Annotated in this window: 10 protein-coding genes; 3 read left to right on the top strand and 7 right to left on the bottom strand. The window is 71.4% G+C overall.

Going from position 1 to position 14,326, the window contains the following annotated elements; all coding sequences use genetic code 11:
* Positions 1–145 precede the first annotated feature (145 nt).
* Genes CJZ80_RS05325 through CJZ80_RS05305 form a run of 5 tightly spaced genes read right to left on the bottom strand, consistent with a single transcriptional unit; the run spans position 146 to position 11,272 of the window.
* A complete protein-coding gene (locus CJZ80_RS05325) occupies positions 146–1,450 on the bottom strand; it encodes an MFS transporter (protein ID WP_094511014.1) in 1,305 nt (434 codons plus the stop codon).
* Entirely contained in the window at positions 1,447–3,192 is a 1,746-nt protein-coding gene (locus CJZ80_RS05320) for an AAA family ATPase (RefSeq protein WP_094511013.1), read from the bottom strand. The genes CJZ80_RS05325 and CJZ80_RS05320 overlap by 4 nt, the downstream gene beginning before the upstream one ends.
* Complete coding sequence (locus CJZ80_RS05315) at positions 3,189–7,187, bottom strand: UvrD-helicase domain-containing protein (protein ID WP_094511012.1); 3,999 nt, start codon at positions 7,185–7,187, stop codon at positions 3,189–3,191. Before CJZ80_RS05315 ends, CJZ80_RS05320 begins: the two co-directional genes overlap by 4 nt.
* 7 nt (positions 7,188–7,194) lie before the next feature.
* Entirely contained in the window at positions 7,195–10,596 is a 3,402-nt protein-coding gene (locus CJZ80_RS05310) for an exodeoxyribonuclease V subunit gamma (RefSeq protein ID WP_094511087.1), read from the bottom strand.
* 19 nt (positions 10,597–10,615) lie between these two features.
* Positions 10,616–11,272, bottom strand: coding sequence for a metallophosphoesterase (locus CJZ80_RS05305; protein WP_094511011.1), 657 nt, complete (start codon positions 11,270–11,272; stop codon positions 10,616–10,618).
* A gap of 111 nt (positions 11,273–11,383) precedes the next feature.
* Here CJZ80_RS05305 and CJZ80_RS05300 point away from each other — a divergent pair, with 111 nt between their 5' ends.
* The gene (locus CJZ80_RS05300) at positions 11,384–11,743 is read left to right on the top strand and encodes a hypothetical protein (RefSeq protein ID WP_094511010.1); all 360 of its coding nucleotides are present in this window, start codon (positions 11,384–11,386) and stop codon (positions 11,741–11,743) included.
* Positions 11,744–11,985: 242 nt separating this feature from the next.
* Entirely contained in the window at positions 11,986–12,171 is a 186-nt protein-coding gene (locus CJZ80_RS14980; RefSeq protein WP_144036940.1) for a hypothetical protein, read from the top strand.
* A 136-nt stretch (positions 12,172–12,307) separates the two neighbouring features.
* Here CJZ80_RS14980 and CJZ80_RS05290 read toward each other — a convergent pair whose 3' ends face one another.
* Both CJZ80_RS05290 and CJZ80_RS05285 read right to left on the bottom strand, forming a co-directional pair.
* On the bottom strand, positions 12,308–12,640 hold the full coding sequence (locus CJZ80_RS05290) for an MgPME-cyclase complex family protein (protein WP_094511008.1): 333 nt from the start codon (positions 12,638–12,640) through the stop codon (positions 12,308–12,310).
* Positions 12,637–13,386, bottom strand: a complete 750-nt coding sequence (locus CJZ80_RS05285) for a pyridoxine 5'-phosphate synthase (RefSeq protein WP_094511007.1) — start codon at positions 13,384–13,386, stop codon at positions 12,637–12,639. The genes CJZ80_RS05290 and CJZ80_RS05285 overlap by 4 nt, the downstream gene beginning before the upstream one ends.
* A gap of 231 nt (positions 13,387–13,617) precedes the next feature.
* Between CJZ80_RS05285 and CJZ80_RS05280 the strand changes: the two genes are divergently transcribed.
* The gene (locus CJZ80_RS05280) at positions 13,618–14,316 is read left to right on the top strand and encodes a 1-acyl-sn-glycerol-3-phosphate acyltransferase (protein WP_233132845.1); all 699 of its coding nucleotides are present in this window, start codon (positions 13,618–13,620) and stop codon (positions 14,314–14,316) included.
* Positions 14,317–14,326 lie beyond the last annotated feature (10 nt).

The raw sequence follows: 14,326 nt of genomic DNA, 5'->3' as shown, positions 1-14,326 counted from the left end.
CCCTTTTCTGTTCTGTGTGCAGCTCCGACGGTTGCTCTGAAACCTTGCTCAGAGGCTTGATCTGAATGCTCCACCACCGGGGTCCTGGCCGCTTCACCGCGTGCCGAGGCCCCGCTTTTTTGCCGAGAGCTGTTGCGCTGAATGGTTAGCGCTCCAGTGCCGGGTCGAGCCGTAACCAGCCGGTGAGCAGTGCGCCGATCACCGAACTGACCGCCAGGCCAGCCAACACCGCACCCGTTCCCCAGCGGTGCAGCAACCCCGGCAGTGTGAGCGCGGCGAGCACCGCGCCGGCTTTGCCGGCAGCGGCCGCGAGGCCCGCCCCCTGGCCGCGCTGGGCGATCGGGAACACCTCTCCTGCAAGGAGATAGGTGGTGGCATTGGGGCCGGCGTTGGTCATGAACAGAAACAGGCCCACCCCGGCGATCACCAGGCCGGGCTCCTGAACAGCCCCGCTGCAGCCCCACGCCGCCAGCGCCAGCCCGGCGGCGCAGCCCCCGAAGCCGGCCACCTGCAGCCCGATCCGGCCCAGCCGATCGACCAGCACGATCGCCAGGCCGATTCCGGCCACGAACAGCCCATCGGCCGCTGTGGCCCAGCCCAGGCTGTGCTGTTGCACGCCGCCCTGCACCAGCAGTTGCGGCAGGAAGATTCCCACCCCGTAGGTGCTGAGGTCCTGCACAAACCACGGCAGCCCGGCCAGCAGCAGTGGGCGCAGTGAAGGAGGCGCCAGCGGGCTGGGTGCGCGAGGTGGCAACGGGTTGGGCAGAGGATGCGCCGTCTCGGTCTGGCCAGTGGCTGGCGCCGACCCCCCTTCTCCAGCGGCCTGGGGCTGGGCAACACCCGGCGGCCGCCAGCCAGGGCTTTCCGGCACCCCCAGCCGCGCCCCGGTGAGCAGCAGCACCGGCAGCACCGGCAGGAGATAGAGGCTGCGCCAGCCCAGTGGCCCCAGGCTGCCATGAGCAGCCAGCAGCCAGCCCAGCAGGCTGCCGCTCAGTGCCCCCACGGCCTGGCAGCCGAAGGCGCCCAGCACCAGCGGGCCGCGCCAGGCCGCCGGCAACTGTTCGGAGATCACCAGATGGCCGGTGGGGTAGTCGGCGCCGAGCGCCAGGCCGATCAGCAGCAGTGCGGCCACCAGGCAGGTGACGTTCGGACTGGCGGCGGCCCCCAGCAGCCCCGCCAGCAGCAGCACCAGCTCGGCTAAGAACACCGGCCGGCGGCCCCAGCGGTCGGCCAGCGTGCCCAGCAGCGGCGCGCCCACGAGGATGCCGATCAGCGGCGCGGCCGCCAGCAGACCCACGGCTGCCCTGGCCGGCGCCAGCTCCGCCTGCACCAGCGGCAGGGCGATGCCCCCCATGAACACCACCAGCCCCTCCAGGTATTTGCCTGCGGCGGTGAGGCCCCAGATCCGCCAGTCTGACGCTGTGAGGGTGGGCCTGCCGGCAGGGATCACGGGCCCGGCGCCGGCGCCCAGGGCGGCAGCGGTGGGGTGACCAGCCAGGCCTCCCGGCGCGCACGGGTGAGAGCGGTATAGAGCAGCCGCCCCTCCCAGCGCTCACTCCTGGGCAGCAGCACCACCACCTCCTGGTACTGGCTGCCCTGCGACTTGTGGATCGTGAGAGCAAGCGCCGGTTCCGCCCCTGGCAGGCGGGCGGGATGGAGCAACCGGGGCCCGGCTGTGTCGTCACTGAACAGCAGCAGCGTCTCGCGCCCCGGCCGCACCACCACGCCCACATCGCCATTGGCCAGGTTCTGTTCCGCCAGGTTGCGGCTGCACAGCACCGGCGTGCCCAGCGGCCAGGCTGCCGCGCCGCGTTCGGCGGCCTCCCCCAACAGGCGGCGGTGCAGGGCCTCCACCCCCCAGCTGCCACTGCGCACGGGCGTGAGCAGCACGCAGGCTTCCAGTTCGTTCAGCAGCGCCTGGGCCGCGGAAAGCTGGCTGGGATCAAAGGCCATCGCCAGTTCCCGCAGCCGTTCCTGATGGGCGCGCAGCCGCTCCAGCGGTGCTTCAGGCAGCCGCGGCGGCTCGCAGCGCAGCCAGTGAAGGTTGTCGCGCGGTTGGAGTGCGGCAAGGCTTCGCTCCAGCCGGGCGCCGCCGCCGTTGCGCACCTGGGCGGCCACGGCGGCGATCGCCCCTTCGTAGCGGTAAGGCGTGGCGAGTTGCACCATCGCTTCCCCCAGCGAGGCGCGGCGGTGGTCGTCTTCGATGGCGATCAGCACGGCGCCGGGGCTCACCGGCGGCAACTGGGCCGGATCGCCCACCAGCAGCAGCTGGGCCTGCTGCGGCAGGGCGTCGAGAACGGCTGCCATCAACGCCAGATCCAGCATCGACACCTCATCGATCACCAGCAGATCGAGGGCGAGCGGGTGGCGGCGGTCGCGGGCGAAACCATCGCCGCGGCTTTCCAGCAGGCGGTGCAGGGTGGTGCAGGGCAGGGCCATGCAGCGTTCGGCCAGGTCGTCGGGCAGGCGGTCCCCGCGTTCCCGGATCGCCTGCCGCAGGCGCGTGGCGGCCTTGCCGGTGGGGGCCGCCAGGTGCACCCGCAGGTCGGGGCGGGCCTCCAGCGCCGCGGCCAGCATCTGCACCACCGTGGTGGTCTTGCCGGTGCCCGGACCACCGCCGAGCAGCACCAGCCGCTGAGACAGCAGGGCGTCCACCGCCCGCACCTGCTGAGAATCGAGGGCGCCGCGGCGGCAGGCCGTATCGCGCAGGCGCCGGCGATGCTCCGGCGGCAGCGCTGGCTCCAGCGGGCTCAGGGCCCGCTGCCGCAACTGGGCCAGTACGTCGTCGAGCTGGTCGCGCCAACGCCGCCAGGCCAGGCCACCCGCTGCCGTGCGCACCAGCGGGGCCGGGCCGGCCGGCGACGCTTCCCGGCCAGCGTCCAGCAGGGGGGAGCGCTCCAGCGCTGCCCGGTGGCCCTCCGGCCAGAGGCCGGCGGCCACGCTTTCCGCCCCGATCCCTTCCGGCGCCGTTCCAGCCAGCGGCAGCTCCAGCTCGCCGCGTTGCACCGCCAGCGCCAGCGCCAGGATCAGCTCCTCCACCAGCGGATCGCGCTTCACCCCGTAGAGGCGCGGCAGGGCTTCGGCCAGGGCCATCCCCAGCGTCCAGCCAGGCGCTGCGACCGCGCCTGTGGCCGCTGCGGTGAGAGCCCCGAACGGCGCGGGTGCCTGTGCTTCTTGCGAGGCTTCCGTCATGGCTGCCCCTCCCGCAGGGCGGCATCGAGGGCCAGCAGCCGATCGGGATCGACCGCTTCCACGAACATTCCCGGTACGGCCGCTCCGGGCCCGGCCGCCTGTGCCCGCTCCCCCGGCACGCCGCGCAGAAACACGTAGACGTAGCCGCCCAGATCGCGCTCGGGGGTGTAGCCCGGCAGGCGCCAGCGCAGGTAGCGATGCAGCGCCACCAGATAGAGGTGAGCCTGCAGTGGGTAGTGATTCGCCGCCATCAGCGCCGCCATCGCCGGCGGGCCGTAATGCAGGGGTCCGCAGGCCAGCGGTTGGCCGTTCTCGCCGCGCTCACCCAGCCAGTTGCTCTTCCAGTCGGCCACCCACCAGCGCAGCTCGCCAGCGGCGGCGGGAGCGGTGAACACCAGATCGATCGAGCCGGTGAGAAAGCCGCGGCTGGCCACCGGCAGCTGCTCCAGCTGGCTGGCGTAGGTGGCGCCGAAGGCCCCGCTGGGATGGTCGCGGAACGGGGCTGCCAGCCCGGCGGCGCGCACCAGCGGCGAGCTCTGTCGGGATGCTGCGGGCTCAGAGGCCAGGGGCAGGTCGAAGTTCATTTCGTTCAGCCGCTGCGTCAGCGGCAGCTCGGCGAGGCGGAAGCTGCCCAGCGGGCCGCCCATCGGGGTGAGGCGCAGCTGCTCGAGGCCGGCCAGCACGGCATCCCGCTGCTCCAGGTCGATGCCGGCCCGCCCCAGCTCCACCTCCACCAGGGCGGCGGTGGCGGGATCGGCAACGGCACGGCGTTGATGGTCGACCTGCTCGAGGATGCGGTGCAGGCAATCGCCGGCAGAGGCGCCCCGGGGGAAATCCTGCAGGGGGCCGTGGGCGTCTGGGTCTGAGTTGGCTGAGCCAGAAGTGGCTGCGCTGGAGCCGGCTTGACCAGAGGGGCCCGGCTGGGAGGTGGCTGGCCCCGAGGTGGCGCTGGCTGCCGCTTCGATCATCGGCTCGATCTGCGGGGCGGCGGTGTTCGCATCGGTTTCCCGGCCGTCTTCGAGCGCCGCCGGAGGCAGGGCACCGCCACTGCTGCTGTGCGTCCAGCTGGAGTAACTGCTGCGGCCCCAGTTCCCATCGAGCAGCCGCTGCGGCACCGGGCCTGTGTGCAGCGCCCCGCAGCGGGGCGGCGGCTGCCAGCGCCCCTGGCCGGCAGCTTCCGCCGGCAACTGAATCCAGCTCAGTCCACTCAGCGCGTCGCTCGGGCCCAACACCTGGGTGCTGGAGTCGTCGTCGCCGGGCTCGCTCAGGGGCTGGCCGGGGAACAGCCAGGGCCGCAGCGGATTGGCCTCCTGGTCTTGAGAGGGCCCGTAGACGAGCACGAGCAGCTGCATGGCGCGGGTCAGCGCCACATAGGCCAGCCGCTCCGCTTCCTGCGCCTCCGCCTGATGTTTCTGTTGCCGTGCTTCGCGGCCCACGCCCCAGCGCTGGTTCACGGAGATGTCGAGGCTGGGGCCCGCGGCACCGGGAGGCGTCCAACGCACGCCCGGGTTGCCGGCGGATGTGGCTGCGGGGGGCGCCTGCCAGAGATAGGGACAGATCACCACCGGAAACTCCAGCCCTTTGCTGCGGTGCACCGTCACCACCCGCACCGCTGATTCCACCGCATCACTGTGGGGCTGGTGGCGTTCCGGCGGGTCGTTGGGCGGATGGCGGCGGCGGCGACGCAACCAGTCGGCGGCGGCCACCGCTCCGAGCTGTTCGTTGTGCATCTGCTCCTGCACCAGCTCGGCGCATTGCTGCAGGTCGGCGAGCAGCCTGCCGCTCTGCGACAGGCGCCCCAGCCCCTCGCCCTCCAGCAGTTCGGCCAGCACCCCCAGCAGGCCCCGCAGCCCCAGCCCTTCGGCCAGCCGCGCCAGACGATCGGCCAGGGCATCCCAGTCGGCCGGGCTGGCGGCGGTGAGGCGCCGGGGACTCCAGCCCAGCAGGGGGGAGGCGGCCAGCAGCCGCTGTCGCGGACCGCTGCCGGGTTCCGCCAGGGCATCGAGCAGGCGTTGCAAGGCGCTGGCCCCTTCGCTTTCGAACACATCGCCCTTGCTCACCAGCCGGCTGGCGATGCCCCGTTCCTCCAGGGCGCGGCGCAGGGCGTCGGCCTGGGAGTGGCGGCTCACCAGCAGACAGATGTCGCCCGGTTCAAGCGCCCGCTGCTCGCCGTGCGCATGCACCTCGATGCCGCGCTGCAGCAGGTCCAGCGTCAGCGCACCGATCTGCCGCGGCAGGGTCTGCTCCAGCGCGGTTTTGCTGGGCAGCTTCGCCCCGGCGGCGGCGGAACCAGGCGCCGGCCCCAGCCACAGCAGCTGCAACGGCGCCTGGCCCGGTGGCAGCTGCAGGTGAAGCGCTTGCCGCTGCGGCTGGGCCACCACGGCGGGCACGGGCAGGTCGGTGCGCACCAGCCCGGGGGCCATCAAGTGGTTAAGCGCGGCCACCAGGGGCTCTGAGGCGCGGAAGTTGTGGCGCATGCTGCGGATGGAGGGTTCGCCTGCCGCCGCCGGGGTGCGGGCCGCCAGTTGCCGCGCCGCCAGGTAGGTGTCGAGATCGCCGCCACGGAAGCGGTAGATCGCCTGTTTGGGGTCTCCCACGATCACCAGCAGATGCTGGCCGGCGCCAGCGGCGGGGGCAAAGGCCTGCCGCAGCGTGCGCCACTGGATCGGGTCGGTGTCCTGGAATTCATCGATCAGGGCCGCCCGGTAGCGGCGGCGCAGTGCCTCGATCAGCGCGGGACGCTCTGTGCCGGTCGGGCCGGGATCGAGGCCTCGCAACAGCTCCCCATAGCTGATCCGCCCAGCCCGCTGCCGCCGGCTGCGCAGTTCCCTCACGCCCCAGTGGCAGAAGTGGGCCAGCACCGCTTCAGCGGGGCCGTCCACCAGCGCGGCCACCGCCTCCAGCAGCGTCCGCTCCGGCAACGACACCGGCGGGGTTTCGAACGTCTCGGCGACCTTCGTGAAGACGGCGGGATGGAAGTAGTCGGGTAGCCAGCTGCGTTTGTCGATGCGCAGCTCGGCGTAGGAGCCGGGATCGGGCTGGGTGGCGAGCCAGGCATTGAGCTCCTCGACCCGATTCGTTCTGGGTTTGCCGGCATAGGGCGTTGTGGCGCTGGACCCTGCCGCCTTCCATTGCCTGGCACTGGCACAGAACGTCTGCTCCAGCGCTTCCCCCCGCGCCGCCCATAACGGCTTGAACCGCTCCCACACCTGGCCCCAGAAGGCGGTGAGCTGCTCCTGCAAAGGCGCCTCAGTCCGCCAGCCGGCCGGTAGGGGCGGGGGCGCCAGCGCCGCATCGCCTTCCAGCAGCTGGAGCAGGCCGGTGAGGGTGGCCGGGGTCACCTTGGCCCGTTTCAGCCCTTGCAGCAGGTGGAGCGGCAGGGGCAGCACCTGGCTGTGCCAGTAGTCGTGGACGACCTGCTCGGCGAGCTCGGCCCCTTCCGTTTCCACCTCAAGCTGCGGGCCCAGGCCCGCCTCCAGGGCCTGGCGCCGCAGGTTGCGGTGGCAGAAGCCATGGATCGTGGTGATGTCGGCGGCATCCAGCTCTTCGAGGGCCAGCAGCAGCCGGGCGCGCAGCTGGGGCAGGTTGGTGCCGGTGGGCAGCTGTTCCAGCCAGCCGGCCAGCACCGCGTCCATGGCGGGCCGGGCCGCGACGGGCGGCTGCAGCGTGTTCGGTGCCTCGAGAGCCTGCAGCGCCTCCAACGCCTCGAGGGCCTGCTGAAACCGCCGGCCGATCCGGTCGCGCAGTTCGGCCGCCGCCGCTTCGGTGAAGGTCACCACCAGCAGTTCCCGCAAGGCCAGGGGGCGCTCCATCAGATGGGGCTCTGTCACCAGGCGCAGCACCAGATGGGCCAGGGCGAAAGTTTTGCCGGTGCCTGCACTGGCTTCGAGCAGCCGCAGGCCAGCGCTGAGCGGCAGGGCGTTGGCATCGAACTCCAGCAGCGGCCTATCGGCCGCATTGGCGCGGGGGTCTGGCTGGCTGCTGGCGTGGCTCATGGCTGGCTCACGGCTGCACCTGCGCGTCCAGCAGCGGGGTCCACAGTGCCAGCGCCAGGCCGCAGAGATCGCCGAAGCGTCCGGCCAGCAGGTCGGTGGCGGGCGTGCCCCCACCGAAAGCCAGCGCCAGCGGTGCCTCCTCCCGTTCCGCCATGGCGAACAGCCCCCCTTCCCAGGCGTTGCTGGCGGCGCTGGAACCACTGCCGGGTTTTTTCCGTTCCGCCAGCGCGTAGGCGTAGCCCATGGCCGGTGGCACCGGCCAACAGCGCAGGCGGTGCTCCTGGCGCCAGCGGAGCAGGGCGTTGAGCTGCTCCGCCGCTTCCTCCTGCGTGGGAGCCGCCCAGACGCCCACCACCTTGAAGGCCTCCTTGTCGCGGGCGATCAGGCGGGCTTCCCTGGGGGCGGCACCGGCCGCGGTGGCCAGCAGCAGCTCCAGCCACAGGCCGAGGCGGTCGCAGGGGCGGGGATTTCCGAGCCGCACCTGCACCAGCGTGCTGCCGTGGGCCACCAGCTCGGCGGCCAGGGCTTGCGTAGCCGCGCCCTCCTCGCCTTGCTGCCAGCGCAGCGCCAGGGGTTGTGGCTCGCCCAGGCCTGCCAGCAACTGCTGCAGCGTGACCCAGCGGCCCGTCAGGGTCTGCACTTCCAGGGCTCCGGCACTGAGCGGCGGCAGCACGCCACGCCCCTGCGCCAGGTGGCGCCAGTCGGGGGCGGGCAGGGGGGTGCTCTGCGCGGCCAACAGCCCCGCTTCTGGTGCCGCCGGCCGCGCGGCGGCCTGCCGCTCGTGCTCCTGACGCAGCAGCCAGGCCCGCTGCCGTTCGTCGAGTTCGAGTGCTTCGAGGTCATCGAGCGGCTCCACCCACTCCCTGGGCCGCAGCCCCAGCTCCTTCAGCCACTGGGCCTGGGGCGCCAGCAGCCAGTCGCGCAGGTCGCTCCAGGGATCCAGCTCGGCCTCGCTCACGCCAGCAACGCCGCCGGCCCGCGCCTCCGCCCCAACGCCGAACGCTTGTTCGGCCGGCTCCTGCAGGGCCAACGGCCAGGCCGGCGCCACCGCCGCAGCGCCATCAAGCTGCTGGCGTGCCAGCAGCTGCCGCCGGTCGCAGCTGGCCGGTGGCCGCTCGCCCGTGGCGAGGAAGTTGACCCGCTCCAGCGGGTTGGCGGCATGGCTGACCACCAGCTGCTGCGCCACCGGCTCCCCCAGCTCCGCCTTCAGCAGCTCCAGCCACTGGCGCACGGCGGTGGCCGGTGGCATCTCTTCCCCTTTGCGCTCCTCGCGGCTGGTCCAGGCGATCAGCAGGTGGTCGCGGGCCGACAGCAACGCCTCCATCAACACGTAGCGGTCCTGGTCGGCGGGACTGGGGTCACCAAGCCGCCGTTCCCGTTCCATCAGGTCGAAGCCGGGTCGCTGCCGTTGCCGTGGAAACACATCGGCATCGAGGCCCATCAGCACGATCACCCGGTGGGGAATGGCCCGCATCGGTTCCAGGGCGCTGATTGTGAGGGCGCCGCTGCGATGGCCGAAGCGACCGCTGTCGCTGGAGAGGCGCTCCTCCAGCACGGCGGCCACCACGGGAGCGCTGATCGGCAGCGGGCAGCGGGCGGCGCTGCCTTGCCACTCGGCGATGGCGGCACGAATCGCCTGCAGCTCCCAGGCCCGCTCCCCTCCCTCGCCGAACAGCTCCGGCAGCAGGGCGGCCAGGTGGCTGCCCCAGGCGACGGCGCTGCGCGGCCGGCCCAGCCCTTCGAGCACGCGCTGCAGCTGGGTGAGCAGCCGGATCCAGCGCGCCTGGCGCTCCACGCTGCCCCCCAGCGCCTGCGGGGCGGTCAGCCCCACGGCCACGCCCGGTTGATCGGCCAGCACCTGGCCCAGCAGCAACCGGTCGATGGCCCAGCGCAGGCTGTGGGTGGGATCACCGCCGCGGGCGGTGCCATCGAGGCCCCAGCGGAAGCCTGCGGCCTGCAGCGCGGCATTCAGGGCGGCCGGTTCATCGGCTTCCAGATCGAAGTGGGCCTGCAGGGCGCCGTTCTCCAGCAGCGCCTCCAGCGCTGAGGCGGTGAGCCGCTCTCCCCCCAGGCGCAGCAGCTGCAGCAGGGCCCCGCCGATGCTGGCGTCCCCCTGCTGGCTGCGGTCGGTGAGCCGCCAGGGGAGGGTCACACCGGTGGCGCCGCTGTCGCCGAACACCGAGCCCAGCAACGGCGCCAGCTGCTCCACCTGGGGGGTCATCACCAGGATGTGGCGTGGTTCGAGGCTGGGATCCTCGGCCAGCAGCTGCAGCAACCGGTCGCGCACGATCTGCACCTGGCGCAGCCGCCCCGGACAGGGGTGGAACTCCAGCGAGTGGTCCCCGGGCGCCAGCGTCAGGGTGGGCCAGGCCTCCGCCTCCACCAGCTGCTGCTGCAGCTGCTCCAGCAAGCTGGGCGGCCGCCGCCCCTGGTGCTCGGCCCCACTGGCCGGCAGAACGAAGAGATCGCGGGTTTCCTCGGCGGCCAGCTGGGTGTCGCCGGTGCCCTCCAGCAGTTGCTGGAATTCGCCGCCGAGTCGCCCGAAGCGGGCTTCGAGTCCGGGTGTGCGCGCCAGCCAGTCGAGGTCGTGGGGATCGGCCAGCTCGATCGCCACATCGAGGCTGCGGCGCCGGTCGCTGCAGCGCTGCCAGAGATCGCGGCAGGGGGTGAGCAGGTAGAGATCCACCGGCACCACGGAGGCGAGCGCCTGCAGCAGGTGCACCTGCACCGGAGCGGCACTGCTCAGGCCGAACAGCCGCAGCGGACCCTGGAGCCCATCGAGGCAGGCGGTGCCGTGGCGCAGCCGCTCGATCGCCGTGAGCACCTTGAGGCCGAAGGGCGGCCGGCTCAGCCGCTCATGCAGCTGGCGGAACAGGCGCGGTTGCCAGAGCTGATCGGCCGGCAGCGGTTGGCCGCGGTCGTTGTGGTCATGGCCGCGGCACCAGGCGGCCACCATCGCCGGCCGGTAGAGGCTGAGGTCGTCGAAGCTGTCGGCGATCGCCCGGCCCAGTTGCCACAGGGGCAGATCGAGGGCCGGCCGCTGGCCATGGCCGCGCTGCTCCAGCCAGTGGGCCAGCAGGGAGGCGTCGGGGCCGGCGGCGAGCGCGGGGAGCAGCTCCAGCAGCGGCCAGACCAGCTCGGTGGCCCGCCACGGATCACTGTCTGCGGCGCCTTCGCCCAGCAGACCGTCCACGGTCTGGCGCAGCTCGCTGGTGAGAAAGGGAAAGCGCAGGTTGGCGGCGATACCACCGAGTTCCAGGGCCAGCTGCTCGCCCAGCCAGCGGCTGGTGGGCCAGGTGTTCACCACCACCCGCACGGTTTCGAAAGGACCGGGGGGGTCGTGCAGCAGCTGGAGCGCCAGCAGGGCGGCCAGCTGTTCAGCGCGGTTGCTGCGGAAAACGCTCAGCACGGCGCCGCCGCTGGGCTGGTCAGAAGGAGCCGAGCGCGGCCTGGCCTGCACGAGCCCGCTGCGGATAGCCCGTGCCAGGCACGGAGATGCTGGCGCCGTTCTCGGGGCAATAGGCGGTGAGGGTGCCGCCGTAGCAGGCGCCGGTGTCGATCATCACGATGCGGTTGAGGCGACGCACCGTTGGGGCCGGCGTGTGACCGATCACCACATCGCCGAAGCGGCCGTCGTAGGCCTGCCAGAAGGGCAGGCGGATGCTCAGATCCGGCGCCCAGGTGTGGGGGTTGAAGCCAGCGTGGGCGGCAACCCAGCCCTTGCCTGCATAGGTGAGCGGCAGCACGTCGAGGCGTTCCTGCCACAGGCGGCAGCGGGAATCCCCCAGCTGGCGGTAGGTTTCACAGCCGGCCAGGGCGGGGTTGCGCAGCCAACTGCCCCGGCGCAGCGAATCGAGCAGCCGCTGCTCGTGGTTGCCGCGCAGCCATACGGCGCGGCCTTCCTGCACGAGACTCCAGGCCAGCTGCATGGCCCGCTCGATGTGGGGGCCGCGGTTGATCACATCGCCGCACAGCACGAGGCGATCGCCGGTGGGCAGCCGTTCCAGCAGCGACTGCAGGGCATCGGCGCAGCCATGCACGTCACCGATCACCCAGTGACGGGAAGGCTGCGAAGGGGGAAGCATGCAAAGAATGCGTTAACGACAGTCTCGCCCGGCGCGCGTGAATCTGTCAGCCCCCTCGGCAGCAACCGCCTGCTGGCGCTGATACGGTCCGGCAGGCGTCGTTGCGGGCCCATGAATCCAGCCTCCCTCCCCCCGTCTCAGAAGGTGAAGGCGCTGGTGAAGGCGCTGAATGGCGCCAAACGCACCAACGAGGCCCTGGCGCGCTGCCAGGACGGGGACGAAATGATCGAGGTGTTGCTGGGAGCCTCCGCCAAGCTCGGCCTCGGCCTCACCCGCGAGGAGCTGCTCTCCACCCCGCCGATCCGGGACTGGATCTGGTGGAAGAACAAGGAGGCTTTGCTCACGATCGGCGACAACCGCCCGCGGTACCAGCAGGATGTGCGGCCCACCCCGCAGGCGCCGTCGCCAAAGCCGCCCACCCCGGAGGGCGCCGAGGGCGAGAAGCGCAAGCGCTTCTTCGGCCTGTTCTGAGGGTGGTGCCGGCGCGGCCATGGGCCTCCTTTGCCGCACCGGCACCTCCGCCGCGAACACCTCCACTGCGGACACATTTGCTACACATTTCGCGCCAATGGGGTCCGCCGCGCGCACGATCCGCGCTGAAGTTCCGCACCAAGCGATCAACGCTCCACAGGATCTACCGATTCTTTACAGGAGATCGGCTTCATTTTTCGGCCGTTGCCACCACTTCAGCTGACAAAGTGGGCAGCCAAGCCATGACAGCGATCCAACACTTGACTCCCACCAACCTCCACTGGCAGGAGAACGGAGAACTCCATCCCGACGATCTGGAGTGCCTCCGGGATCGTTGGCTTGCCGACGCTGCCCTGGATTCCCGCCAGCACCACCACCTTGCCGGTTGGGTTCAGCACAAGACCAAAGCCCCACTGCGCCGCAGCTGAGCAGGAAGGTCCCGCGCTGTCGGGGCTGAGCCCCTGCTGCCCCGCACCAGCGGGGCTCAACACAAACACACCACAACAATCACTGCACGTCGCCCAGGCTGATCCGCCCGGGCTGTGGCAAGTGCCTGCGCCCTGCTCAGGTGGTGGCCAACGGGTCGGAGATGGTGGCCGAAGGAGCCAGGAAGCTGCCCTTCGCCACGAATTCCAGCCTCAATTTGAGGAATTCGATGAATTTCGGGTCGGTGGACACCACCGCGGCCGCCGGTCTGGGCACGCTGCTGGCCACGGTCTGCAGTTCAGCGGCCTCCAGAAAGACAGGCCGCAGCACGAGCCAGAAGTCGATCGGCTGGTTGCGCTCGGCGTAGTGGCGACGGCGCTCGCGCAGCACTTCCTCCAGCGGCTCCTCCACGGTCAGAAACGCTTCGCTGGCGGCAACGAAGTGATAGGTGAGGGGCGCAGGCAGGGTCATGGATCGATCGAGCCGAACAGGGGATCGCGGCGTGGATTCTGAACCAGCGCCTTCATCTGGCGGACCGCTTCCTGCAGGCCCACCGCCAGGGCGCGGGCCACGATCGTGTGGCCGATGTTCAGCTCCTCCATCCCTTCGATGGCCGCTACCGGCTCCACGTTCTGATAAGTGAGCCCGTGCCCGGCATTCACCCGCAGCCCCAGGCTGCGGGCCACGTGGCTGCCTTCGGTGAGGCGTGCCAGCTCCAGGGGCTGTTCGCTCCAGCTGGCCTCGGCGTAGGCGCCGGTGTGAAGTTCCACCCAACGGGCGCCACTGGCGGCACTGGCCTCCAGCTGGCCGTTGTCGGGGTCGACGAACAGGCTCACGGGAATCCCCGCCGCCTGCAACCGGCCCACCAGAGGCCCCAGGCTGGCGGCCTGGGCCCGCACATCGAGTCCGCCCTCGGTGGTCACTTCCTCCCGTTTTTCGGGTACCAGCGTCACCATGTCCGGACGGATGCGCAGGGCGATCGCCTCCATCTCCGCCGTGGCGGCCATCTCCAGGTTGAGGCGTGAGCGCACGGTGGCGCGCAGCAGTTCCAGATCCCGCGGCTGGATGTGCCGCTGGTCTTCCCGCAGGTGCACGGTGATGCCGTCGGCGCCACCCAGCTCCGCCAGCAGGGCCATGGTCACGGGATCGGGTTCCAGCGCACGGCGGGCCTGGCGCACATTGGCGATGTGATCGATGTTGACGCCAAGGCTGGCCATGGCAAAACCGGGAGGTTCCTGGATCCTATGGATCGCCCCCAGGCCACTGTTCTCTGGCCGCAGCGGCAACTGCCCGTGCCCTTCGGCGCTGCGCAGCTGTGACTCTTAGCTTGCAGGCACCTTCAGCGGTGGGCGGTGACAGCGCAGTCGCAGCAGCAGATCGAGCCGGAGAGCGCGGCCTGCCCGCCAGCCCCTGCAGCGCCCACGCCTGATGGCGCCACACCTGTGGCTGTGACTCCAGCGTTGATCCGCCGCGAGCGGCGACTCTGCAACGGCATCAGCCCCTGGCTGGCGCCCCTGGCCATGGCTGTCACCCAGGATCTGGCCTTGCCCTTCCAGTTTCGCCGCATTCACGTGCTGGGCCGCCAGCACCTGCCCGGAGAGGGCGCCGTGCTGCTGGCTCCCACGCACCGGGCCCGCTGGGATGCCCTGGTGCTGCCCCATGCGGCCGGCCGGCGCGTCACCGGCCGCGACTGCCGTTTCATGGTGACCCGCACGGAAATGCAGGGCTTGCAGGGTTGGTTCCTGCACCGCCTCGGTTGTTTCCCGGTGGACCAGAGCCGTCCTGGCACCACGCCGCTGCGGTACGCGGTGGATCTGCTGGCGGCCGGCCAGCAACTGGTGGTGTTTCCCGAGGGGCACATCCGCCGTGAGGACGGCCCGATCCGTCTTCATCAGGGACTGGCCCGGCTGGCGGGGCTGGCGGCAGGGCAAGGGGTGGCCGTGAACGTCGTGCCGGTGGGAATCGCCTACGGGCATGGCCGGGGGCTGCGTCGGGATGAGGCAGCGGTGTGTTTCGAGGCCCCGCTCACGGTGCAGAACCAGAGCCGTGCTTCCGTCAAGGGCCTCAATGCCCAGCTGGCGGTGGCGATGCAATCAGCTGAGGAAGCGGCCCGCGTTGCAGTGGGTCGGCCGATGCCAGGCGCCTAGAGTTCGGCCG

This window comes from Synechococcus sp. MW101C3, from assembly GCF_002252635.1.
In the GTDB taxonomy this organism is placed as follows: domain Bacteria; phylum Cyanobacteriota; class Cyanobacteriia; order PCC-6307; family Cyanobiaceae; genus MW101C3.
The sequence above is the reverse complement of the archived record's forward strand: the minus strand, read 5'-3'. Positions and strand labels throughout refer to the sequence as shown.